This window comes from Mariniluteicoccus endophyticus, assembly GCF_054780035.1.
The window spans coordinates 133,779-156,056 of the sequence record NZ_BAAGXC010000001.1; the positions used below are offsets into that span (position 1 = coordinate 133,779).

A 22,278-nucleotide genomic window follows, 5' to 3' on the forward strand; every position below is an offset into this window, starting at 1 on the left:
GACAGTCTAACCCTTATCGCCGCTCTTCGCATGTGTGGCCACGCGCTCCGCGAGTCCGGCCTCCGGGACGGCGTCGGTGCGCAGCGCACGCTGGAGCGCACGCCGCTTGAGGGCGGTCTCCGCACAGCCGGCCACCGGGTGGAGGTACGCGCCTCGCCCCGGCCCCCGCGGGAACGCGTCCACGACGATCTCGCCGCCGCTCACGACCAGTCGGACGAGCTCGCCCTGAGCGGCCTTCCGGCGGCACCCCACACAGGTGCGGACGGGGTCGGCGTACGCGGGCTCGGGCTGCTGCTGCACTCCCCCAGCCAACCACAGCTGACACCGAACCACAGGTCGGGCACAGCGGCCCTCGAGCCTGCGGCGGCGTACTCCCGGAGCCGCAGGCACGGGCACAGCGGCCCTCGAGCCTGCGGCGGCGTACTCCCGGAGCCGCAGGCAGCGGCCCCCGCCGCCGGGGGCTCGTCTGCCGGGAAGCCGCGGCGGCGGCACAGGTCACGACAGCAGGCAGAACGCCTCGACGAGGTCGGTGCGGCCGGCGACGATGAGCTCGTCGCCCTGGTGGACGACGGTGTCCGCGCGGGCATAGGTGAAGTCCTCGTTGCGGCGCTTCATGCCGACGATCGTCACGTCGTAGCGCGAGCGGATGACCGACTCGGACAGCGGACGGTCCCAGGCCAGTTCGGGCGCCTCGGTGCGGGCCAGGGAGAACCCGTCGTCGAACTCGATGTAGTCGGCCATGTTGCCGGCGACCTGATGGGCCACGCGCTGCCCCATGGTCCGCTCGGGATAGATCACGTGGTGGGCGCCGACGCGCGCCAGGATCTCGCCGTGCTTGCGCGTGATGGCCTTGGCCCAGATGTCCTTCACCCCGGCCTGCGACAGCTCGAGGACCGTCATGATCGACGCCTCGATGTCGGTCCCGATCGCCACGATGGCCTGGTCGAACGTCGCCACGCCGATCTGGCGCAGCGCGTCCGGGTCGGTCGAGTCGAGCTGGATCACGTGGGTGATCTCGTTGGCGTACTTCTGCACGAGCGTCTCGGACTCGTCGACGGCCAGCACCTCCTGACCCATCCGGACGAGCTGGGAGGCGGCGGCGTAGCCGAACCGGCCGAGCCCGACGACCAGGACGGTGCCCGTGCGGGACTTCCTCTTCCTGTCACCCAACAATTGGTTGCTCCTCCGGGAGTCGATAGCGATGAGTGTGCCGCGTGACGGCCATGGCTGCCACCGCGGAGATCGGCCCGACACGGCCACAGAACATGAGGACCATCAGCGTGATCTTGGCCAGCGGCGGCATGAGCGGGGTGAGGTTCGCCGACAGACCAACCGTACCGAACGCCGAGATGGTCTCGAACAGCACCACGTCGAGACGGAAGTGGGTCGCGTGCAGGATGATGAACGTCCCCGAGGCGATCAGGCCGATCGCCAGCAGGGCGACCGACAGCGCCTGACGCATCGTCTCGCCGCAGATGCGGCGGTGCCCGACGACCACCTCCGACTCGCCGCGCACCTCCGACCAGATGACGTACGCGAGCAGGAAGAACGTGCCCACCTTGATGCCGCCCGCGGTGCCTGCGGAGCCGCCACCGATGAACATCAGCGCGTAATGGACCAGCAGCGTCTCGGGGCGCACCAGCGCGTAGTCGACGGTCTGGAATCCGGCCGTTCGCGGGAACACCGATCCGGCGACCGAGTTGAAGACCTTCTCCCAGACCGTCAGGTCGCCGATGGTCTGCGGGTTGCGCCACTCGACGAGCAGGAAGGCGACCCAGCCGGCCACCAGCAGGATCGCCGTACCGACGACCGTCAGGCGGGCGTGCACCGACCACGTCCGGAAGCGCAACAGCTTCCGGTGGCGTGTCAGCTCGAAGTACACGGGGAACCCGAGACCGCCGGCCGCCACGGCAAAGCACAGCGGCAGCAACACCATCGGGTCGTGGCGGAACGAGATCAGGTTGTCGCTGTACAGCGCGAAACCGGCGTTGTTGAACCCCGAGACCGCGTGGAAGATCCCGTGCCAGGCGGCGGTCCCCCAGTCAGGGGCGTACGCCCAGCGCAACCGCAGCGTCAGCAGGACCGCCACCACGGCCTCGGTGCCGAGCATGGCGACGGCGATGCGCTTCGGCATGGAGCGCACCTCGCCGAGGCTCGCGTGGGCCTCCGACGACGCGATGAGGCTCGTCGACAGCCCGACCCGGCGGCCGATGAGCAGCGCCACCAAGGTCGCCAGGGTCATCATCCCGAAGCCGCCCGCCTGGATCATCAGCAGGATCACGACCTTGCCGAAGGTGGTCCAGTGGGTCGGGGTGTCGACGGTCACGAGCCCCGTGACGCAGGTCGCGGACACCGCGGTGAACGCCGCATCGATCAGGTGGGTACGCCTTCCAGGCATCGTCGCCCACGGCAGCATCAGCAGGCACGTCCCCAGGGCGATCGCCGCCAGGAAGGCCAGCGGAACCACCCGCGCCGGGTGGGACAGTGACTTCACGAGTGGCCATGCTAGACCTGCGATCGCGCGGTCGTGCAAGTTCGGCAACCTACGCTGGAGGGGTGCTCAGCGAGATCTGGAACCGTGCGACCTCGGTGCAGCCCGTACCGTCATCGCAGCTGGTGGCCCTGCTCGGCCTCGTCGCCCTGGGCCTCGTCGTACTGGTCTGGCCGGTGACGCGCATGCTCGTCACGATCGTCCACGAGGCCGGCCACGCGCTGGTCGCGACGCTGACGGGACGACGCCTGACCGGGATCCGGCTCCACACCGACACCTCCGGCCTGACGGTCTCACGGGGCCCCGCCCGGGGCCCGGGCATGGTCGCGACGCTCCTCGCCGGATATGTCGCCCCTGGCCTGTTCGGGCTGGGGTCGGCGTGGCTGCTGTCGCGTGGCCACGCGATGGGGCTGCTGTGGGCCCTCGTCGTGCTGTTCGTGCTGATGCTGCTGAAGATCCGTAACTTCTACGGCCTGCTGGTCATGCTCGTGACGACCGCCGCGGTGGGCGCCGCGTCCTGGTATCTCGAGCCGGTGCACCAGTCCGCGGTGGCGTACCTGATCTGCTGGGTGTGGCTCCTGGCCGCGCCCCGACCGGTGCTGGAGCTGTGGCGACAGGGGACGAGGACGTCGGACGCCGGCCAGCTCGCCCGGTTGACGCACGTGCCGGCCGGCGTGTGGACGTTCCTGTTCGGGGCGGTGAACCTCGCCTGCCTGGTGGGCGGGTTCGCGCTCCTGGTCCCGGCAGTCCTCGCCTGAACGGCCCTCAGTCCTTCGAGGCGGGCTCGGTGTCGGGCTTGATGTCGATCCGCCAGCCGGTCAGGCGGGCGGCGAGGCGGGCGTTCTGGCCCTCCCGTCCGATCGCCAGAGACAGCTGGTAGTCAGGCACGACCACCCTGGCCGCGCGGGCGGCGGCGTCGACGACGGTGACGCTGGCGACCTTCGCGGGCGACAACGCCTGGCCGACGAACTTCGCCGGGTCCTCGGACCAGTCGATGATGTCGATCTTCTCCTCGTTGAGCTCGTGCATCACGGCGCGTACGCGCTGGCCCATCGGGCCGATGCAGGCGCCCTTGGCGGAGACGTCCTTGTTGTGGGAGACGACGGCGATCTTGGTGCGGTGGCCCGCCTCGCGGGCGACGGCCTTGATCTCGACGACACCCTGCTCGATCTCGGGGACCTCCATGGCGAACAGCTTGGTCACCAGGTTGGGGTGCGTACGCGAGACGACGACCAGCGGGCCGCGGAGCTCCTTGCGCACCGACACGACGTAGACGCGCAGGCGCTGCCCGTGGGTGTAGGTCTCGCCGGGGACCTGTTCGGCCGACGGCATGATTGCCTCGATCTCACCCAGGTCGACGCGGACGGTGCGCGCGTCGCGGTCCTGCTGGACGGTGCCGACGAGGATGTCGCCCTCGGCCGCGGAGAAGCGACCGTACTTGCGCTCGTCCTCGGCGTCACGCAGACGCTGGAAGATGACCTGACGGGCGGTGGAGGCGGCGACGCGGCCGAAGTCCTGGGGCGTGTCGTCGTACTCCCCGATGACGTTGCCCTCCTCGTCGGTCTCGGGGGCGAGCACCGTGACCTTGCCCGAACGGCGGTCGAGCTGGACGCGTGCACCCTTCACCGGGGCGTCGGTCTTGTCGTAGGCGTTGAGCAGCGCCTCCTCCAGTGCGGTGACGAGCACGTCGAGGGGGATCTCCTTGTCGCGCTCGATCGTGCGGAGCACGCTCATGTCGATGTCCATCAGTTGTCCTCCTCGGACTGGTCGTCGTCCTCGTCGACGACGTCGTCGTCGAGGTCCTCGTCGCCCGGGTCGTCGAGCTCGCCGGGCCTTGGCTTGCGGTTCATCTCCACCTGGACGAGGGCCTTGGTGATCTCGGCGTACGCGAGGGTCTCGCGGGTGTTGCCGCCGGACTTCTTGTCACGGGTGATCTCGAGGGTCACCGTCTCGTCGTCGCACGCGACGATGCGACCGGTGATCGGCTCGGTCTCGACGGTAGTGACCTTGACCAGACGCCCGTGGTTGCGACGGTAGTGCTTGGGTTCGGTCAGCGGGCGGGACGTGCCACGGCTCGACACCTCGAGGGTGTATGCCTGCTCGCCCATCGCGTCGGTCTCGTCGAGCTTCTCGGAGATGGCACGTGTGGCCTCGGAGATCTCGTCGAGGGTGGGGCCGTGGCCCTCGGGTCCGTCACCGTCGACGACAATGCGAAGCACCCGGCGGCGACCGGCCGGGACGTTGTCGAGCGCCTCGAGCTCGAGGTCGAACCGGGTCAGCAGCGGCTCCAGCAGCTCGGTGAGCGAGGAATCCTTCACGTGGCACCTCCGGGGGCCGATCCGATTGTGGGCTGAAGTTGTTCGCGCCAGTGTAGCCGGTGGGGTAGGTTTTCGGGGTGACCAGCCGCCGTCTCCTGCTCGCCGGGGGCGCCGCGTCCGCCCTGCTCGCGACCTCCGGGTGCTCGGTGTCCGACCCCCGGATGCGTGGGTTCGCGACCATCCCTCCCGTGGAGCCGACGCCCACGCCGATCCCCGGCCTCGCCGGTGTGGAGGCGGCGCTGTCCACCGAGGCCGAGCTGCAGGCCATGATGACCCAGCTCGCCGGCCGGAACCTCTCCCCCGCCGTCACAGCGACCGCCCAAGCGGCCGCCGCGGCTCACGGCGCCCACCTCCTGGCCCTGCGGGCACCCGATCCCGTCGTGCGCCCCACCGCCGAGCCGACCCCGGGGCGCGGCCAGACCGTGCGTCCCGCCCCCTCCCCATCGGTCCAGCTCCCCCGCGGGGACCGTGCCGCCGTGGTGCGTGCGGTCACCGACAAGCTGGCCGCCGCGGCCGGCGCCTACCGCAACTCGGCTGCGGCGGCCACGGGCTCGACCGCGCTGCTTTGGGCCTCGATGGCGGCGTACGCGTCGTCGACGGCGACCATCGTGGGCTCGGACGCCCCGCGCCCCGCCGCGCCGGCCGCCGCGAACCGGCCGCTGGAACCGTGGAGCGACGTCGAGGCCGCCCAGCAGGTCGTACGCCAGCTCCACGCGCTCGTCTATGGCTACCAGTCCGCCTACCCGGCGTTCCGGCGATCCGAGTCGGGCCAGATCTGGGACCTCCTCTACCGGCGCCGTGACCAGCGCGACCGGTTGACGGCCTGGCTGCGGGGCCGCGGCCAGAGCGTGCCGGCGGCCGAGCCGGCGTACGTGCTGCCGGTGCAGCCCACCGACCGCAGCCGCGCGGCCGAGCTGCTGGCGACGATGGAGCTGGCGTACCAGCCCTTCGCGGGCGCCTGGGTGGCCGCGGCGGCTGACCAGGTCCAGCGACGACAGGCGCTCGACGCGCTCGAGGAGGCGTGCCGGCTCGCGCTGCAGTTCGGCGGCCCAGCGCCGACGTGGCCGGGCTGGCCCGCCTGAGTCAGCAGGGGCCTGAGTCGGAGCAGGAGCGCCTGGGTCAGAGCAGCAGGATCGTGTCGTACCCGAGCTTGAGGACCAGCGCGCCGACGACGACCAGGAAGACGGTACGGACGAATCCGTTGCCGCGCTTGATGGCCGTACGCGCGCCCAGGAAGCCACCGCTCAGGTTCGCCGCCGCCATGAGCAGGCCGAGGGCGACGAGCAGCTCGCCGTGCAGGCCGAACACGACGATCGAGGCGACGTTGGTGGCGAGGTTGGCGATCTTGGCCTTGGCGCTGGCCTCGAGGAACCCGTAGCCCAGCACGGCCACCATGAGGATCACGAAGAACGAGCCGGTGCCGGGCCCCAGGAGGCCGTCGTACGCCCCGACCGAGACCCCGATGGCGGCCGCCGACCCGTAGTGCCGCAGCCCAGTGTGCCGGGGCTCGTGGACGAGGCCGAGCTCGGGTTTGAGCAGCGTGTAGGTGCCCACGACCAGGAGGGCGACGAGCACGATGGGGGTCAGCGCCGCCTTCGGGATCAGCCGGGCCAGCGAGGAGCCGATCGCCGAGCCGACGAAGGCGCTCACTACCAGGGGGACGACGGTACGCCAGTCCATCGCGACTCGCCGCGCGTAGGTGATCGTCGCCGTCAGGGTGCCGGCGGCCGACGAGATCTTGTTGGTTCCGAGCACGTACGGCGACGGCACGTCCTTCGGCAGCCCGATGAGCAGGCTCGGCAGCTGGATGAGCCCACCACCGCCCACCACGGCATCGACCCAGCCGGCGACGAAGGCCGCCACGACCAGGCCCGCCAGCACGTGGACCGGCACGGGTAGGGCGAACGGGTCGAGCTCCAGCAGGGTCAGCAGCACCCGGACAGTCTGACGCAGAACCGGTGGTCAGTCGCGCACGCGCCGCTGGATGGCACCCTCGATGGCCGCGGCGTACGCCGGGTCGGGCGGACGGGGGTGGAGCCTGCGCGCCGTGGTGACCGTGTACGCCGGACCGCCCTCGACGTCGGGCAGCCGCAGGACCGCGTCGTACTTGCCCCGCGTGCCGTCGGCCGACAGCGGCATCCCGGCTCGCCGGTGCTGCCCGGGCGCCAAGCCCTCGAGGCCCGGCCAGGCGCCGGCCACGAGGTTCTCGCTGGCGAAGATCGCGGCGAGGCCAGGCTCGTCGACGAGGTACGCGCGGCAGGCGGTCGTGACGCCGGCGGCCGGCGCGAGCCCGAGGAACGCGACGCCGCCGGCCCAGCGCCGGGAGCGGCCGCCGAACCAGCGGGGGTGGTCGAGGTCGAGCGGGTGGTGCGGGGGCGTGGGGCCGGGCAGGTGCCGGGCCAGCAGCGCCGGGTCGGTGTTCGACCCGTACGCCACGTACCACAGCCCGCTCAGGGCTGCACCGTCCCGCCCTGGTCCACGTCGGGGACGACGACCCGGCCGAGGGGGCCGGGGTTCCAGCAGACCTCCCACGCGAACCCGTCGGGATCGGTGAAGTAGCCGCTGTAGCCGCCCCAGACCCGGTGCTCGGCCGCGCGCACGTCGCGGGCCCCGGCCGCGCGGGCGGCCCCGAGGGCGGCGTCGACCTCCGCGGGCGTCCGCACGTTGTGGGCGAGGGTGATCGGGGGCGGGCCCTCGGCGGGGCGCGTACCGACCTCGGCGGCGAAGGCGTCGCGGTGCCAGAACGACAGCACGAGCCGCTCGCCCACCTGCACCATGACCACCTCGTCGCCGTCGTCGAAGGCGGCGCTCCAGCCGAGCCCGTCGAGATAGAACCGCCGGGTCGCGGCGAGGTCGGCGACCGCCAGGGTCACGAAGCTGAGACGCGGGTCCATGGGCACCATTCCAGCAGGTCGGGCGACCGGGGGGCGACCCGTTGGAGGGGGCGGGATCGTCGCCGGGCCAGACCCGGGGGGCCGCCCGCGCGAATCTTCCCGTCCGTCCCGGGAGGGTTTGTCGCTATGGTGCTCGCAGCCACCCCCGGCCCCCGGCGAAGGGACCCCCATGCTCAACCGTCTCGTGCTGCCTCGTGCTCACCGGCGCACCCGTCGGCCTGGCCACCGCGCTCGCGTTCGTGCCCACCCACGAGACGGCCGACGGCGGTTCGATCACCGCGCTCCCGGAGCGCGGCAGCTCCCTGCCCGCCACCGGCGGCCCGGTCGCGCGTGCCGGGGCCGTTCAGCCGCCGCCGAACCGGGCGGGGGTCAGCCAGGCGGCCCAGCGCGCCGGCCGGGCTCCGCAGTCCGCCGACCGGCCCTCGCAGGCAGCCGACCGGGCTCCGCAGGCCGCCGGCCCGGGGACCCAGCGGGCCGCGCAGGCGGCCCCGGGCGCCCCGGCCGCCCGTGAACCGCACACCCGCCAGCCGGACGCCCCGAGCAGCCCGGGCCAACGGGCTGGCGCACCCGCCCCGCAGGCCGCGACGACCCGCGCGTCCGCGCCCGCGGCCCGCGCGGCCGCCGCGAACGCCGACCCCGTCGACCCCGCCGGCTGGCGCCAGGACTTCTTCGACGGCTTCGACGCCCCGATCGAGTCCACCAGGTGGGGCCGCTACGGCTGGGACAACGGCCCGGTCGGCAACGGCGCCATGGGCACGCTGTCGGTGGACAACGTGTTCACCTCCGACGGCACGCTCAAGCTGCGCACGAAGTACGAGAACGGCCAGTGGACCTCGGGCGGCGTGTCGTCCGGCGACTTCTACGCGGTCTCGGGCGGACGGTGGGAGATCCGCGCCCGGTTACCACGGGCCAAGGGCATCGGCTACGTCTTCCTCCTCTACCCCAACGACGGCTCGTGGCCGCCCGAGATCGACATCGCCGAGGGCCGCGTCGACGGACCCCAGGTGATGGGGACCTACCACTGGGACGCCGACAACAAGCAGGAGTCCTGCTTCTTCGACAACCCCGACATGGGCGGGTGGCACACCTACGGCGTGACCATCGAGGGTGACCGGATCAGCTACACCTTCGACGGGAAGCCCTGGGGGGAGGTCCGCAACCCGAACGTCACCACGAAGAAGCTGTGGGTCGGCTTCCGGGCCGGGGCGATGGATCCCAACGGCTCGGCCAAGGCCTACGAGACGGTCGACGGGGGCAGGCCCAATGCCCTGACCCCCGCCGACAACGTCATCGAGATCGACCACGTGGCCCACTACACGCGGGCCTGACCGCACAGGCGCAGCTCACTCGCGGCCGGAGCTGATCCACCTCGGGTCGGTGGCGATGTTGCGGTCGCCGTGCACCAGGTCGGTGATCTGGTCCAGCCGCGCCACCGCGGCCTCGTCGAGCTCCAGCTCGGCCGCGGCGAGGTTCTCGCTCATCCGCTCGGCGCGCTTCGACCCCGGGATCGGCACGACGGGCAGGCCGAACGCCCGGCCCTTGGCGAGCAGCCAGGCGAGGACGACCTGCGCGTTCGTGGCGCCGACGCGCTCGGCGACCTCGGCGACGACGGCCAGCGCGGCCTGGTTGGCGTCCCAGCCCTCGCCGATCCGGCTCATGCGTCCGCGGGCATCGGCGGCCACCTGCTCGCGGGTCAGCGTCCCGGTGAGGAACCCGCGCCCCAGCGGCGAGTAGGGCACGAAGCCGACGCCGAGCTCGGCGCAGGCCGGCACGACGTTGGCCTCCACGTCGCGCGACCACACGCTCCACTCGCTCTGGACGGCGGCGATCGGGTGGATGGCGTGCGCGCGCCGCAGCTCGTCGGCGGTGACCTCGGAGAGGCCGAGGTGGCGCACCTTGCCCTGCTCGACGAGGGCGGCCATGGCGCCGATCGTGTCCTCCAGCGGCACCGTGGGGTCGGGCCGGTGCTGGTAGTAGAGGTCGATGGTCTCGACGCCGAGGCGGCGCAGCGACGCCTCGCAGGCCGACTGCACGTACGCCGGGTCGCCGTTCGTCGCCCGCCCGTCGGCCGGCTCGCGGCCGAAGCTCGTCGCGATGCCGAACTTCGTCGCGAGCTGGACCTCGTCGCGGTGCTGGGCGAGGAAGGGGGCGAGCATCTCCTCGTTCGTGCCGGCCGGTCCGGTCTCGCCGGGGCGCGGCTCGCCGTAGATGTCGGCGGTGTCGAGGAAGGTGATGCCGGCCGCGAGCGAGTCGGCGAGCGTACGCCGGGCCTCGTCGTCGGACGTGCCGCAGCCGTAGACGTGGGACAGGGCCATGCAGCCGAAGCCGATGGCGGAGGTGGTCAGTCCGGGCGCCAGGGTGGTCATGGGGATCTCCTTCGTGGTTGGGGAGGTTCGGGGGTCGGGGTGGGCAGGGGCGTCTCAGCCCTGCCACGTGCGCCGGACGCGGGCCAGCGTCGCCGCCAGCGGGTCGAGCTCGGCGAGGTCGGTGGGGTCGAGGGTGAGGTCGGCGGCCGCCAGGTTCTCCGCGAGGCGGTGGGGCTTCGAGGTGCCCGGGATCGGGACCACGTCCTCGCCGCGGGACAGCAGCCAGGCGAGCGCGACCTGGCCGGGCGTGGCGTCGTGGCGGCCCGCCACCGCGCGGACCACCTCGACGGCCGCGAGCGCGGACTCGAGGTTCGCCCGGCGCCAGCGCGGGAGGAACCGGCGGAAGTCGAACAGCGGCAGGTCGGTGGTGGCCTTCGGGTCGCCGGTGAGCATGCCGCGGCCCAGGGGGGCGTACGGGACGACGGCGGCGCCGACCTCGCGGGCCGCCTGCAGCGGGCCGCTCTCGATGCCACGCTCGAACAGCGACCACTCGCTCTGCAGCGCGGCGATCGGGTGGGTGGCCGCGGCCCGCCGCAGCTCGTCGGCGGTGCACTCGCTGATGCCCACCGCCCGCACCTTGCCGGCGGCGACCAGCTCGCCCATGGCGCCGATCGACTCCTCCACGGGCACCTTGGGGTCCACCCGGTGCAGGTAGTAGAGGTCGATCACGTCGGTCTGCAGCCGCCGCAGCGATCCCTCGACGTTGGTCCGGATGCTCGCGGGCCGGCCGTCGAGCCCGCGGGGCAGGCCGATCACCGGCCAGGTGGCGATGCCGGTCTTCGTGGCGATACGTACGCGGTCGCGGTGGGGCCTCAGCGCGTCGCCCACCAGCTCTTCGTTGGCGCCGCGGGCGTACATGTCGGCGGTGTCGAACAGGGTCACGCCCGCGTCCACGGCGGCGGCGAGCGTACGCCGCGCCGAGGCCTCGTCGGGGCGGCCGTACGCCATGGTCATGCCCATGCAGCCGAGCCCCATCGGGCCCACGGGCAGGTCGGCGATCCGTCGGTCTGTCATCGGTCCTCCTCGTTCTCGTCCCCGCGATGGACCTGCCCCGCGCGCGTGCGGTCGCTGAGGTGGCCGCCGTAGGTGGCGATCTTGTACTCCGTCGCCGCGAGCGACAGCTCGAGCTCGGCGATCTGGCGGCGGATGGTGTCACGGTGCTCGAACATCATGTCCAGCCGGTCGGGCACGGTCGCGTCGCCGCCCTCGATGAGCTCGACGTAGCGCTGCAGGTCCGCCATCCCCATGCCCGAGACGCGCATGCGCACCAGGAAGGTGAGGCGGCGCAGCGCCGCCGTGTCGTACGCCCGGTGGCCCTGCGCGTCGCGGCCGACCTCGACGAGGCCGAGCCGCTCGTAGTAACGGATGGCGTGGGCGCTGATGCCCAGCCGTTCGGCGACCTCGGCGATGCCGAGGGTGCCGGGCGTGGTCGGCTCGGGCAGCAGCGCGTTGACCTCTTCGATGGACAGCCGCCCCGACGCCAGGGCCAGGGCCATGTCGGCGACCTTCAGGTTCTCCATGTCCTCGACGCTAGGGGTTGGTGCGCGCTCGAACGCAAGCGTGGTCCACACCTTTTTTCCCGCGATCCCAGCGGCTCCTGCGACGGGGGGGGTCGGCCGGCCGCCGCGATGCCCGGGCCGCCGGCGTGCGACCATGCCCGCATGACGAGTGTCACCCTCACCGGCCCCGGCACCTCGCCTGGGCTCTCCGCGTACGTCGCGACGCCGTCCACCCCCGGCCCGTGGCCCGGGGTGGTCGTCATCCAGGAGGTCTGGGGAGTCGACGACGTCCTGCGTCGCCAGGTCGACCACCTGGCCTGCCTCGGGTATCTCGCGATCGCGCCGGACCTCTACGGCGACGGGGGCGGCCTGCGCTGCGTACGCGCGGTCTTCCGCGCCCTCACCGAGCGTCGCGGCCGGGCCTTCGCCGACATCGAGGCCGCGCGCCGCTGGCTCCTCGACGCCCGCGACTGCACCGGCCACGTGGGCGTCATCGGCTTCTGCATGGGCGGCGGCTTCGCGCTGGTGCTCGCAGGGCAGGGCGGGTACGCGGCGGCCGCGCCGAACTACGGGACCCTGCCGGACGACCTCGAGGTGCTGCGCGGCAGCTGCCCGGTCGTCGCCAGCTATGGCAGCAGGGACGTGGGCCTGCGCGGCTCGGCCCAGCGACTCGCGGGTGCGCTGGAGGAGTTCGGCGTCCCGTACGACGTCAAGGAGTACGCGCGGGCTGGGCACTCGTTCCTCAACGACCGCCCCAACGGTCCCCTGCCGCTGCGGCCGCTCGCGAAGCTGGTGGGCGTCGGTGCGGAGCCGGAGTCGGCGGCCGACGCGTGGGGTCGCATCGACGAGTTCTTCCACGTGCACCTGCGCGGGAGCGGGGTGACCGAGCCGGAACCCTCGTAGAGCCCTCCAGCTCGCGCCGGACCACGGGGCCAGGGTCCGCACGAACGGAGAAGTCCTGCCCGCCGCCCGCCCGCGACACTGGCGGCATGACCACACCGCAACCCGCCCCGGCCCGCCCGGTCGTCCGCGTCGCCGGCATGTTCGTCTCGCTCGACGGGTACGCCGCGGGCACGTTCGTCTCCCTCGAGCAGCCGTTCGGGGAGGCCATCGCCCTGACCCGGGGCTTCGACGGCCGCGCGATCCACGGGATCGACAAGGTGGACGACCTCACGTTCGACGACGCGATGACCAGCCTGTGGGGCCAGGGGATCGGCGTGGAGATCATGGGGCGCGGCAAGTTCGGGCCGCAGACGGGGCCCTGGACCGACGACGGCTGGCGCGGCTGGTGGGGCGACGAGCCGCCGTTCCAGACCCCGGTCATCGTGCTCACCCAAGACGAGCGCGCACCGATCGAGTTCGCGAACGGCACCACGTTCCACTTCCTCGACGCGTCGCCGGCCGAGGCGCTCGCCGAGGCCCACAGACTCGCGCCGGGCCGCGACGTCCGCATCGGCGGCGGGCCCACCACGGTTCGGGAATTTGTGGTCGCCGACCTCGTCGACACGATGCACCTCGTGGTCGTCCCCGTCACGATCGGCACCAGGAAGCGCCTGTTCGACGGCGACGTGGCGGCCGCGGGGTCCTTCGACATCGAGGCCGTGGTCTCGCCGACCGGCCGCACCCACCAGCTGTGGCGCCGCAGGCGGCCAACCCCTGCCCCGGCCGGCTGAACGGTGGGGGGTCGCTCCTTTGCCGCGATCCCCGGCCGCTGCGCCGACGGGCGGATACGCTCCGGGCATGCCTCCGCGTACCCTCTGGGCCCTCGTCGACCGCGCCGTGCGCCCCATCTCGGTCCAGCGCGCGGCCAGCTTCGTCCCAATGGGCACCTCGGGCGTCTGCGGTGCGCCGTGACGACGTCGCAACGCCCGGCCGCCCTGCTCATCGCCCTCACCTCCGTCGGGGTCGCCCCCCTCGCGATCGCGCGGCGGACCGCTCACCCGGGCGCCCGCGCGTCCAGCGCCAGTTGGTCGCCCCAGAAGACCGGCAGCCCGGGCCCGACCTCTAGGGCGACACGGCGCGCCAGCGCCCAGCCCCGGGCCACGTGCTCGTGCGGCAGATGCTCCTGCGTCCTCGGATCCCACCCCAGCGACTCGAAGGATTCCGCCCAGGCTGCAACCTCGTCCGCGAGGTCGGGGCTGAGCCCCAGCCGGTCCACGTCGACGAACTCGACGTCGTTCGCGCGCAGCAGCGTGAGGGGCGTGTAACCGGGGCTCACCAGCAGGCGGCTCCCAGGGCCGAAATCCTTCGCCATAACGACTCCTCTTGCCGGCCGAGCGCGGCGAAGTCCCGGTGCCTGTTGCACGGCGGTCAGCTTCGACTCCCTGCGCTCGCTCAGCCAACCATACGGCGCACCCCCGACGCGCCGACCCTGCTCGCCGACGCCTGGTTCGTCACGACCGCCGTGCTCGCCGCGCTGCTGCTGCGCGGACGCCGCGTCACGCCCGGCCGAACCCCCTGAGCACCGCCCGCACGTCGTCGTCGCCGGCCGTGGCGTCGCCCCCCAGGGCCTCCGCCGTCCGCCGGGCGAGCCGCAGTGCCGCGGGATCGGGTCCCGCCGAGTCGCCCGGCAGGTCCAGGTCGAGGTGGTGCACCGTCAGCTCGACCGCCCAGGTGGCGAGGAAGTCGCCCGTGGTCAGCACGTGGCCCTGGAACCGGACCGCCGCGTCCGGCATGGCCGCCGCGGCCCCCTCGAGCCCGGCGACCACCATGCCGAGGTGCTCCAGCACGTCGCGGGGGCGGGCGTACGCGCTCGCGGTCCGCCGGGTCCAGAGGATGCCGGGCACGGGGTCGTCGTCGGCGTCCGCGCCCCACGCCGTCCAGTAGGAGGCGGCGTCCACGGTGGGCCCGGCGTCGGTGAGCGCGGGCGTGCCGGCCAGCATCTCCTCCAGCCCGACGCGCACGTGCACGAGGCAGTCCAGCCGCGACCACCCGTACGCCCGGCTCGGGCCCAGCAGGGCGTGGTCGTCGAGCCGGTCGGCGGCGGCGAAGAAGGCGGCCAGCGCCCCAAGGAATGCCTTCCGGGCCTCGGTCAGGTCGACGGTGAGCACGTCAGCGCCCCACGACCACCACGGTCGCCTCGCCGTCGGGCACCAGCCGCACGGCCTCGTCCCCCGGCACGACGGTGTCGCGGAACCCCAGGTCCTCGTCCCCGAGCTGGACCCAGTCGCCCCCGTCGAACGACAGCCGAATCGCGCCGGTGACACGCATCAGCGTCCGGGCGACCCCGGGCAGGGAGCTGAACTCCCCCACGCCCTCGCAGGTCGCCATCGACAGCCGCCACCGGGGCTCGTCCCCGGCCGCCGGCGAGTCGACGAGCTCGCGGGTCAGTCCGCCGCCGTTGGCCCACGGCGTGGGCTCGACCTCGCTGCCGCGGACGATCCTCATGCCCGGACGATCCTCATGCCCGGCCGATCTCGGCCAGCACCTCGTCGACGGCGGAGTCGACGGAGACCTCACGCTTGTCGCCGGACTTCCGGTTGCGGACCTCCACGAGGCCGTCGGCCAGGCCGCGGCCCACGACGACCGACGTCGGCATGCCCAGCACCTCGGCGTCGGCGAACTTCACGCCCGGCGAGGCCTTGCGGTCGTCCAGGAGCACGCGTACGCCCTTCTCGACCAGCGCCTCGGCGATCTCGGTGGCCTTGGCCAGCACCTCGTCGCCCTTGCCGGTGGCGAGCACCTGCACGTCGTAGGGTGCGAGCTCGCGCGGCCAGCACAGGCCCTTGTCGTCGGCGGTGCCCTCGGCCACGCACGCGACGGCGCGGGAGACGCCGACGCCGTACGAGCCCATCGTCACCGTGACCTGCTTGCCGTTGGAGTCGAGCACCTTCAGCCCCAGCGCGTCGGCGTACTTGCGGCCGAGCTGGAAGATGTGGCCCATCTCGATGCCGCGGGCCAGCGTGAGCGGGCCGGAGCCGTCGGGGGCTGGGTCGCCCTCGCGGACCTCGGCGACGTCGAGGACGCCGTCGGGGGTGAAGTCGCGGCCGCAGACGAGGTCGAACACGTGCTTGCCGTGCTCGTTGGCGCCGGTGATCCAGCGGGTGCCCTCGACGACCCGCGGGTCGACGAGGTAGCGGACACGACTGGCGGCCTCGGGGCCCTCGAAGCCGGTCGTGCCGAGCGGGCCGGACGCGCCGGGGCCGAGGTAACCCTTGACCAGCAGCGGGTAGGCGTGGAAGTCCTCGTCGGTGAACGGCACGGCCTCGGCGGGCTCGACGGCGGCCGCGAGGCGCTTCGCATCGACCTCACGGTCGCCTGGTAGGCCCACGGCCAGCGGCTCACGCGTGCCGTCGGGGTGCTGCAGCATGAACAGCACGTTCTTCAGTGTGTCGGCACCGCTCCACCCGCGGTCAGGGAACTTCTCCTTGGCGACGGCGACCAGCGCCTCGATGGTCGGGGTGTCGGGGGTGTCCTCGACGTGGGCGGCGGGCGCGTCGTCGTACGCCACCGGCTGCGGCGCGGCGACCTCGACGGCCTCGACGTTCGCGGCGTACCCACCGGGTGAGCGCACGAACGTGTCCTCGCCGTTCTCGGCGACGGCGAGGAACTCCTCCGAGCGGGAACCGCCCATGGCGCCCGAGGTGGCCTTCACGATCACGTACTCGAAGCCGAGGCGGTCGAAGATCCTGACGTACGCCTCGCGGTGCTTCGCGTAGGAGGCATCGAGGCCGGCGTCGTCGACGTCGAATGAGTAGGAGTCCTTCATGACGAACTCACGGCCCCGCAGCAGGCCGGCGCGGGGACGGGCCTCGTCACGGTACTTCGTCTGGATCTGGTAGAGCGACAGCGGCAGATCCTTGTAGGACGAGTACAGGTCCTTGACGAGGAGGGTGAACATCTCCTCGTGGGTCGGGCCGAGCAGCATGTCGGCACCCTTGCGGTCCTGGAGGCGGAACAGGTTCGGGCCGTACTCGGTCCAGCGGTTCGTCGCCTCATAGGGCTCGCGCGGCAGCAGGGCGGGGAACGAGACCTCCTGGGCGCCGATGGCGTCCATCTCCTCGCGCACGATCCTCTCGACGTTCTGCAGCACCTGCAGGCCCAGCGGCAGCCACGAGTAGATGCCGGGCGCCACGCGGCGGATGTAGCCCGCGCGCACGAGCCAGCGGTGGCTCGGGACCTCGGCGTCCGCCGGGTCGTCACGCAGAGTGCGGACGAACAGCTGGGACATCCGGGCGAGCTGCCCGCTGGTGTGAGACACGACTGGCTCCTTGCGATCGAGGTACGCGCGTCACCCTAGCGCCCGGCCGGCGCCACCCGCATCAGCGCCCGTGGGCCGTCCCGCTCAGGCGAGGCGGTGGATCTCGACCGGTACACCGTCGGGATCGGTGACGACGAGCTTCTCGAGTGGCCCGTCGGCAGCGTACTCGGCCGCGAACCCGGCGGTTGCGAGGCGCTCGGCGACCGGCGCGAGGTCCCCGTCGGTCTGGAAACCGAGGTGGACCAGGGCCGGCGCCCCGACCGGCGACCGCTCGCCGTCGGCCTGCGGCGCACCCCACGGGGCGTGGAGACCGATCACACCACCGTCGGTGGGATCTTCCAGCGAGGCCCAGGCGTCGTCACCGTAAGTGCGCACGAAGCCGAAGCCCCCGAAGAACGCCTCGTCGGTGGCGAAGTCGGCCGACTCGCGGACGGCGACGACGTCGATCGGGTGCCGCTCGTACTCGGAGCCGCGATCGTCGGCGTCGCGCATCGACTCACGGACGAAGATGCCCCGGCCGGCCGGGTCCTGCAGCCCGCCCGATCGCTGCTCCCCCTCGTCGTCCCACACGACCATCCTGTGACCCAGGCCACCCAGGTGGTCGCGGGCCAGGTCGAGGTCGACGGTCTCGAAGCACAGCTGGGTCTGGCCCACCGGCGCGCGGCCGTCGCCCTGCTTGGCGTCGAACAGGGCCACCATGCCGCGGCGTCCCCACAGGATTGCGCTGCCGTCGGAGTCCCAGCGGACGGTCCGGTGGAGGCCCAGCGCCTCGAGGAACGCGAGCGTCTCGCTGAAGCGCCCGGTCGAGCGGTACAGGCAGAGCACGAAGTCAGGCGTGTTCACGGTTCCTCCTGGGATCGGCGTACGCGAAAGCCTAGCGAGTGGCTGCGCTCCGCCTCGAGGGCCTCAGTAGAGGATGGTCGCGAACTCGCCGACCTCGGCCATCCCGATGCGTCGATAGGTCGCGTGGGCGCGGGTGTTGAAGTCGTTGACGTAGAGGGAGACGGTCCCGAACTCCTCGCGGACCAGCTCGACCACCGCCGCCATAGCCGGCGCAGCCAGCCCCTGCCCGCGCAACTCCGGGTCGAGCCACACGCCCTGCACCTGGCCCACGCCCAGGCCGCAGGAACCGATGTCGCTCTTGTAGAGCACCCGCCGGCCGTCGTCGGAGACGATCCCGTACGCGTGGCCGTCGTCGATGAGGCGGGCGACGTAGGCGCGGTAGTGGGACTCGTCCCCGTTCGGGCACGGGCTGACCCCGACCTCCTCCTCGTACATCTTCACCGCCGCCACGAAGTAGGGCTCCAGCAGCGAGCGGTCGATTCGGCGTACGCGGGGGTCGGGTGCGACCGCCGGCGGGCCCTCGATCGCCATGACGGGCTGGCTGGCGCGCACCTCGCGCGCCCGGGAGAACGTCGCCCCCCAGCGATCCCCCAGCAGGCGGAACAGCTCGAGCGCCTGGGACGACTCCCCCACGATCGAGCCGCAGCGGCGTACGCCCTCGGCCTTGTCAACGAACGCGGCGAGGGCCTCGGCATGGGCGTTGACCGGCACCATGTTCGCGCCGGCATGGCAGATCGACTCCAGCTCGCGGCCGCGGAAGAAGCCCCAGATGGGACAGCCGAGCCGCCACCTCGACACGCCGTGCTGCAGCACGCGTGAGGCCACGAACACATTGGCGACGGGGTCGCCCATGAGCATCTCCAGGACCGCGTCGCGGTCCTGCTCGTCGAGCTGGCGTACGCGGGTGCGTCGCCCCAGCAGGGCCATCGTGGGCTCGATCCGGCGCTCAGGCCGTGACCGAGACCTCGGGCTCGCCGGACTCGGGCATCGTCTCGGCGATCCTCATGGCCTCCTCGATGAGCGTCTCGACTATGTCGGCCTCGGGCACGGTCTTGATGACCTCGCCCTTGACGAAGATCTGGCCCTTGCCGTTGCCGGAGGCGACGCCGAGGTCGGCCTCGCGGGCCTCGCCGGGGCCGTTGACGACGCAGCCCATGACGGCGACGCGGAGCGGGACCGTCAGCCCCTCGAGACCGGCGGTCACCTTCTCGGCCAGCGTGTAGACGTCGACCTGGGCGCGACCGCACGACGGGCACGAGACGATCTCAAGCTTGCGGGGCTTGAGGTTCAGCGACTCGAGGATCTTCGTGCCGACCTTGACCTCCTCGACGGGGTCGGCCGACAGCGACACGCGGATGGTGTCACCGATGCCCTGGCTCAGCAGCGCGCCGAAGGCCGTCGCCGACTTGATGGTGCCCTGGAACGCAGGACCGGCCTCGGTCACGCCGAGGTGGAGCGGCCAGTCGCCACGCTCGGCGAGGAGCTGGTAGGCGCGCACCATGACGACCGGATCGTTGTGCTTGACCGAGATCTTGAAGTCGTGGAAGTCGTGCTCCTCGAACAGGGAGGCCTCCCACACGGCCGACTCGACGAGCGCCTCGGGCGTGGCCTTGCCGTATTTCTCGAGCAGGCGCTTGTCGAGCGAGCCGGCGTTGACGCCGATGCGCAGCGACACCCCGGCGTCCTTGGCCGCCTTGGCGATCTCGCCGACCTTGTCGTCGAACGCCTTGATGTTGCCGGGGTTGACGCGCACGGCCGCACAGCCGGCGTCGATGGCGGCGAAGACGTACTTCGGCTGGAAGTGGATGTCGGCGATCACCGGGATCTGCGACTTCTTCGCGATGGCGGGCAGCGCCTCGGCGTCGTCCTGGCTCGGGCACGCCACGCGGACGATGTCGCAGCCGGCGGCGGTGAGCTGGGCGATCTGCTGCAGCGTGGAGTTGATGTCGGTCGTCTGCGTCGTCGTCATCGACTGCACCGAGATCGGGGCGTCGCCGCCAACGAGGACGTCACCCACGCGGATCTGGCGCGTCTTGCGGCGCGGGGCCAGGACGGGTGCGGGTGCCTCGGGCATTCCCAGGTCGGTCATGTGGCTCTTTCCTCTCTCAGAACAGCTTCACCGGGTCGATGAGGTCGGCCAGGATCAGGACGACACCCGACAGGGTGACGAACGCAAACACAACATAGGCGATGGGCAGCATCTTCGCGGTGTCGAGGGGGCCCGGGTCTGGCCTGCCGAACACCTTCGCCCCCACGCGACGCAACCACTCGGAGATCGCGCCGGCGATGTGACCGCCGTCGAGCGGCAGCAGTGGCACGAAGTTGAACAGGGCCACGAACAGGTTCACACCCCCGAGCAGGCTCATGAACGTGGCGACCTTGTCGGCAGCGGTGATCTGGTCGGTCGACGAGATCTCGCCGGCCGCACGGCTCGCGCCGACGATCGACATGGGGCCGTACGGGTCGCGCGGCTTGCCGCTGACCAGGTCAGCCGCGACGTTGTAGACCTTCACGGGGAACCGCGCCAGGGCGTACAACGACTGCTCGGTCATCGCGCCCATGTCCTTCAGCGTCGACACCGGCCCGCCGTGGACCTTCTCGGTCGTCGGTGTCATGCCGAGGAAGCCGGCCTGGACGCGCTTGCTCGGGTCGAGCTTGTCGGCGACGCCGGTGATGACGGTCTTCACCACGGGCAGCTCGACCCGCTGGCCGCCGCGCTCGACCACCATGCGGGCTTCGGCGTCGAGGTTGGCGCGGATGATCGTCTGCATCTGGGCCCAGTCGGTGACCTGCTGGCCGTTGAACGCCACGACGCGGTCGCCCGGCTGCAGGCCGGCCTGGAACGCCGGCGTCTTCGGGTCGGTGGGCTGGCACGTCTTCTCGTTGCGGTCGGCGGGGACCATGCACTCCTGCACCTGGGCGACGACCGGCTGGGGTCGCCACACGCCGTGGATGCTGGTGACACCCCACATGATGAAGAACGCCAGGACGAGGTTCATCACCGGGCCGCCGGCCATGATGATGAGCTTCTGCCAGGTCTTCTTCTGGTAGAACAGCCGCCCGTCGTCCTCGGGCCGGATGTCCTCCCACTCGGCCTCGCGAGAGGCGTCGATCATCGACGCCAAGACGTTGGACGAGCCGGACTTGACGTGGCCCTGCTTGTCGGGCGGATACATGCCGACGAGCTTCACGTAGCCGCCCAGCGGGATCCACTTGAAGCCGTACTCGGTCTCGCCGCGGCGCCACGAGCGGATCGTCCGGCCGAAGCCCACGAAGTACTGCGTGACCTTCACGTCGAACAGCTTCGCCGGGACCATGTGGCCGATCTCGTGGAGCGCGATCGAGGCCATGATGAGCGCGAAGAAGAGGATGGCGCCGGTCAAGTAGATGACGGTGTCCATGCGGTGCGGCTACTCCTGCGGCGTCGAGGCGAGCTGGGCGGCACGCGTACGCGCCCAGCGGTCGGCGGCCAGCACGTCGTCCATCGTGACGGCGTCGGGCCCGACCAGGACCGATCCTACGTCGCCGGTGGTAGCGCCCGACGCGTTCGCTTCGTGCTCGTCGACGACGCGGGCGATGGTGTCGACGATGTCGAGGAAGCCGATGGTGCCGGCGCAGAAGGCGTCGACGCAGGCCTCGTTGGCGGCGTTGTAGACGGCCGGGGCGGTTCCGCCGAGCTTGCCGACGCGGCGGGCCAGCGCCACGGCCGGGAAGGTCTCGTCGTCGAGCGGCTCGAAGGTCCAGGTCGCCGCCTTCGTCCAGTCGCAGGGGTACGCGGCGTTGCGCACGCGGTCGGGCCAGGTCAGGCCGAGCGCGATCGGCAGCTTCATGTCGGGCGGCGACGCCTGGGCGATGGTCGACCCGTCGTGGAACTCGACCATCGAGTGGATGACCGACTGCGGGTGGACCACGGGCACGATGTCGTCGAGGTCGATGTCGTAGAGCAGGCCCGCCTCCAGCAGCTCGAGGCCCTTGTTGACCAGCGTCGCGGAGTTGATGGTGATGACCCGGCCCATGTCCCACGTCGGGTGCTTCATCGCGTCCTCGGGGCGCTTGTCGACCAGTTGGTCGCGCGTCATGCCGCGGAACGGGCCGCCCGAGGCGGTGAGGATCACGCGGCGCACCTCATCTCGGCGGCCGGCGCGCAGGCATTGGGCGATCGCCGAGTGCTCCGAGTCGACCGCCACGACCTGGCCCTCGGCCGCGGCCTCGGTGACCAGGCGTCCGCCGATGACGAGCGACTCCTTGTTGGCCAGCGCCAGCGTGGTGCCGGCGGCGAGCGTGGCCATGGTGGCCTCGAGGCCCGCGGCGCCGGTGATGCCGTTGAGCACGACGTCGCAGTCCATCGCTGCGACCTCGGCCGCCGCGTCGGGCCCGGCGAGAATCTTCGGGAGGGTGACCTCGCCGGCGTTCCAGCCGCGTTCCTTGGCCTCGGCGTACAGGGCCAGCTGCAGGTCCTGGACGACGGTCGGGCGCGAGACCGCGACGACGGCCGGCTGGATGTCGAGCACCTGCCGGGCCAGCAGCGGGATGTTCCCACCGCCCGCGGCGAGCGCGACCACGCGGAAGTCGTCGGGCCGCGCGGCGGTCACCTCGAGGGCCTGGGTGCCGATGGAGCCGGTGCTGCCAAGGATCACGATGTCTCGCACCCGACCATCCTCTCAGGG

At 72.1% G+C, this 22,278-nt stretch carries 25 protein-coding genes; 5 read left to right on the forward strand and 20 right to left on the reverse strand.

Features of this window, described 5'->3' with window-relative positions; genetic code table 11:
* Nucleotides 1-6 precede the first annotated feature (6 nt).
* The 3 genes from ACYVGD_RS00555 to ACYVGD_RS00565 form a co-directional block, all read right to left on the reverse strand.
* Nucleotides 7-300 (reverse strand): YlxR family protein, encoded by a 294-nt coding sequence (locus tag ACYVGD_RS00555; protein WP_460741012.1) that lies wholly within the window; start codon nucleotides 298-300, stop codon nucleotides 7-9.
* Nucleotides 301-495: 195 nt separating this feature from the next.
* Entirely contained in the window at nucleotides 496-1,170 is a 675-nt protein-coding gene (locus ACYVGD_RS00560) for a potassium channel family protein (protein ID WP_460741013.1), read from the reverse strand.
* Nucleotides 1,163-2,494, reverse strand: a complete 1,332-nt coding sequence (locus ACYVGD_RS00565) for a TrkH family potassium uptake protein (protein ID WP_460741014.1) — start codon at nucleotides 2,492-2,494, stop codon at nucleotides 1,163-1,165. The genes ACYVGD_RS00560 and ACYVGD_RS00565 overlap by 8 nt, the downstream gene beginning before the upstream one ends.
* A 62-nt stretch (nucleotides 2,495-2,556) precedes the next feature.
* Here ACYVGD_RS00565 and ACYVGD_RS00570 point away from each other — a divergent pair, with 62 nt between their 5' ends.
* Nucleotides 2,557-3,249, forward strand: a complete 693-nt coding sequence (locus ACYVGD_RS00570) for a M50 family metallopeptidase (protein WP_460741015.1) — start codon at nucleotides 2,557-2,559, stop codon at nucleotides 3,247-3,249.
* 7 nt (nucleotides 3,250-3,256) lie between these two features.
* Here ACYVGD_RS00570 and nusA read toward each other — a convergent pair whose 3' ends face one another.
* Both nusA and rimP read right to left on the reverse strand, forming a co-directional pair.
* On the reverse strand, nucleotides 3,257-4,237 hold the full coding sequence (nusA, locus tag ACYVGD_RS00575; protein ID WP_460741016.1) for a transcription termination factor NusA: 981 nt from the start codon (nucleotides 4,235-4,237) through the stop codon (nucleotides 3,257-3,259).
* Nucleotides 4,237-4,809 carry a ribosome maturation factor RimP gene (gene rimP, locus ACYVGD_RS00580; protein ID WP_460741017.1) on the reverse strand — a complete coding sequence of 191 codons (573 nt, stop codon included), beginning with the start codon at nucleotides 4,807-4,809 and terminating at the stop codon, nucleotides 4,237-4,239. The genes nusA and rimP overlap by 1 nt, the downstream gene beginning before the upstream one ends.
* A 77-nt stretch (nucleotides 4,810-4,886) precedes the next feature.
* Between rimP and ACYVGD_RS00585 the strand changes: the two genes are divergently transcribed.
* Nucleotides 4,887-5,891 carry a DUF4439 domain-containing protein gene (locus ACYVGD_RS00585; RefSeq protein WP_460741018.1) on the forward strand — a complete coding sequence of 335 codons (1,005 nt, stop codon included), beginning with the start codon at nucleotides 4,887-4,889 and terminating at the stop codon, nucleotides 5,889-5,891.
* A gap of 37 nt (nucleotides 5,892-5,928) precedes the next feature.
* Here ACYVGD_RS00585 and ACYVGD_RS00590 read toward each other — a convergent pair whose 3' ends face one another.
* From ACYVGD_RS00590 to ACYVGD_RS00600, 3 genes are read right to left on the reverse strand one after another with little or no spacing between them, the layout of a single operon-like run.
* Entirely contained in the window at nucleotides 5,929-6,738 is an 810-nt protein-coding gene (locus tag ACYVGD_RS00590) for a sulfite exporter TauE/SafE family protein (protein WP_460741119.1), read from the reverse strand.
* 33 nt (nucleotides 6,739-6,771) lie between these two features.
* Nucleotides 6,772-7,245, reverse strand: a complete 474-nt coding sequence (locus tag ACYVGD_RS00595; protein ID WP_460741019.1) for a hypothetical protein — start codon at nucleotides 7,243-7,245, stop codon at nucleotides 6,772-6,774.
* A 14-nt stretch (nucleotides 7,246-7,259) separates the two neighbouring features.
* Nucleotides 7,260-7,703, reverse strand: a complete 444-nt coding sequence (locus ACYVGD_RS00600) for a VOC family protein (protein ID WP_460741020.1) — start codon at nucleotides 7,701-7,703, stop codon at nucleotides 7,260-7,262.
* 194 nt (nucleotides 7,704-7,897) lie between these two features.
* Here ACYVGD_RS00600 and ACYVGD_RS00605 point away from each other — a divergent pair, with 194 nt between their 5' ends.
* The gene (locus ACYVGD_RS00605) at nucleotides 7,898-9,031 is read left to right on the forward strand and encodes a glycoside hydrolase family 16 protein (RefSeq protein WP_460741021.1); all 1,134 of its coding nucleotides are present in this window, start codon (nucleotides 7,898-7,900) and stop codon (nucleotides 9,029-9,031) included.
* A 15-nt stretch (nucleotides 9,032-9,046) separates the two neighbouring features.
* On the opposite strand, the gene ACYVGD_RS00610 is transcribed toward ACYVGD_RS00605, so the two are convergent.
* From ACYVGD_RS00610 to ACYVGD_RS00620, 3 genes are read right to left on the reverse strand one after another with little or no spacing between them, the layout of a single operon-like run.
* Complete coding sequence (locus ACYVGD_RS00610) at nucleotides 9,047-10,069, reverse strand: aldo/keto reductase (RefSeq protein WP_460741022.1); 1,023 nt, start codon at nucleotides 10,067-10,069, stop codon at nucleotides 9,047-9,049.
* A 54-nt stretch (nucleotides 10,070-10,123) separates the two neighbouring features.
* Nucleotides 10,124-11,083, reverse strand: coding sequence for an aldo/keto reductase (locus ACYVGD_RS00615; RefSeq protein ID WP_460741023.1), 960 nt, complete (start codon nucleotides 11,081-11,083; stop codon nucleotides 10,124-10,126).
* Nucleotides 11,080-11,589 (reverse strand): MerR family transcriptional regulator, encoded by a 510-nt coding sequence (locus ACYVGD_RS00620; protein WP_460741024.1) that lies wholly within the window; start codon nucleotides 11,587-11,589, stop codon nucleotides 11,080-11,082. The genes ACYVGD_RS00615 and ACYVGD_RS00620 overlap by 4 nt, the downstream gene beginning before the upstream one ends.
* 141 nt (nucleotides 11,590-11,730) lie before the next feature.
* Between ACYVGD_RS00620 and ACYVGD_RS00625 the strand changes: the two genes are divergently transcribed.
* Complete coding sequence (locus ACYVGD_RS00625; protein ID WP_460741025.1) at nucleotides 11,731-12,471, forward strand: dienelactone hydrolase family protein; 741 nt, start codon at nucleotides 11,731-11,733, stop codon at nucleotides 12,469-12,471.
* Nucleotides 12,472-12,557: 86 nt separating this feature from the next.
* Nucleotides 12,558-13,241 (forward strand): dihydrofolate reductase family protein, encoded by a 684-nt coding sequence (locus tag ACYVGD_RS00630; protein WP_460741026.1) that lies wholly within the window; start codon nucleotides 12,558-12,560, stop codon nucleotides 13,239-13,241.
* Nucleotides 13,242-13,504: 263 nt separating this feature from the next.
* On the opposite strand, the gene ACYVGD_RS00635 is transcribed toward ACYVGD_RS00630, so the two are convergent.
* The 9 genes from ACYVGD_RS00635 to dxr form a co-directional block, all read right to left on the reverse strand.
* Nucleotides 13,505-13,822 carry a hypothetical protein gene (locus ACYVGD_RS00635; protein ID WP_460741027.1) on the reverse strand — a complete coding sequence of 106 codons (318 nt, stop codon included), beginning with the start codon at nucleotides 13,820-13,822 and terminating at the stop codon, nucleotides 13,505-13,507.
* Nucleotides 13,823-14,006: 184 nt separating this feature from the next.
* Nucleotides 14,007-14,618 (reverse strand): maleylpyruvate isomerase N-terminal domain-containing protein, encoded by a 612-nt coding sequence (locus ACYVGD_RS00640; protein WP_460741028.1) that lies wholly within the window; start codon nucleotides 14,616-14,618, stop codon nucleotides 14,007-14,009.
* Nucleotide 14,619: 1 nt separating this feature from the next.
* Complete coding sequence (locus tag ACYVGD_RS00645) at nucleotides 14,620-14,955, reverse strand: HutD family protein (protein WP_460741029.1); 336 nt, start codon at nucleotides 14,953-14,955, stop codon at nucleotides 14,620-14,622.
* Nucleotides 14,956-14,968: 13 nt separating this feature from the next.
* On the reverse strand, nucleotides 14,969-16,738 hold the full coding sequence (locus tag ACYVGD_RS00650; RefSeq protein WP_460741120.1) for a proline--tRNA ligase: 1,770 nt from the start codon (nucleotides 16,736-16,738) through the stop codon (nucleotides 14,969-14,971).
* A gap of 114 nt (nucleotides 16,739-16,852) precedes the next feature.
* Complete coding sequence (locus ACYVGD_RS00655; RefSeq protein ID WP_460741030.1) at nucleotides 16,853-17,611, reverse strand: VOC family protein; 759 nt, start codon at nucleotides 17,609-17,611, stop codon at nucleotides 16,853-16,855.
* A 63-nt stretch (nucleotides 17,612-17,674) separates the two neighbouring features.
* Nucleotides 17,675-18,538 (reverse strand): GNAT family N-acetyltransferase, encoded by an 864-nt coding sequence (locus tag ACYVGD_RS00660; protein ID WP_460741031.1) that lies wholly within the window; start codon nucleotides 18,536-18,538, stop codon nucleotides 17,675-17,677.
* A gap of 19 nt (nucleotides 18,539-18,557) precedes the next feature.
* Entirely contained in the window at nucleotides 18,558-19,700 is a 1,143-nt protein-coding gene (gene ispG, locus ACYVGD_RS00665; protein WP_460741032.1) for a flavodoxin-dependent (E)-4-hydroxy-3-methylbut-2-enyl-diphosphate synthase, read from the reverse strand.
* A gap of 16 nt (nucleotides 19,701-19,716) precedes the next feature.
* Nucleotides 19,717-21,012, reverse strand: coding sequence for a M50 family metallopeptidase (locus ACYVGD_RS00670; RefSeq protein ID WP_460741033.1), 1,296 nt, complete (start codon nucleotides 21,010-21,012; stop codon nucleotides 19,717-19,719).
* Nucleotides 21,013-21,021: 9 nt separating this feature from the next.
* Complete coding sequence (gene dxr, locus ACYVGD_RS00675) at nucleotides 21,022-22,260, reverse strand: 1-deoxy-D-xylulose-5-phosphate reductoisomerase (protein WP_460741034.1); 1,239 nt, start codon at nucleotides 22,258-22,260, stop codon at nucleotides 21,022-21,024.
* Between the last annotated feature and the right edge of the window lie 18 nt (nucleotides 22,261-22,278).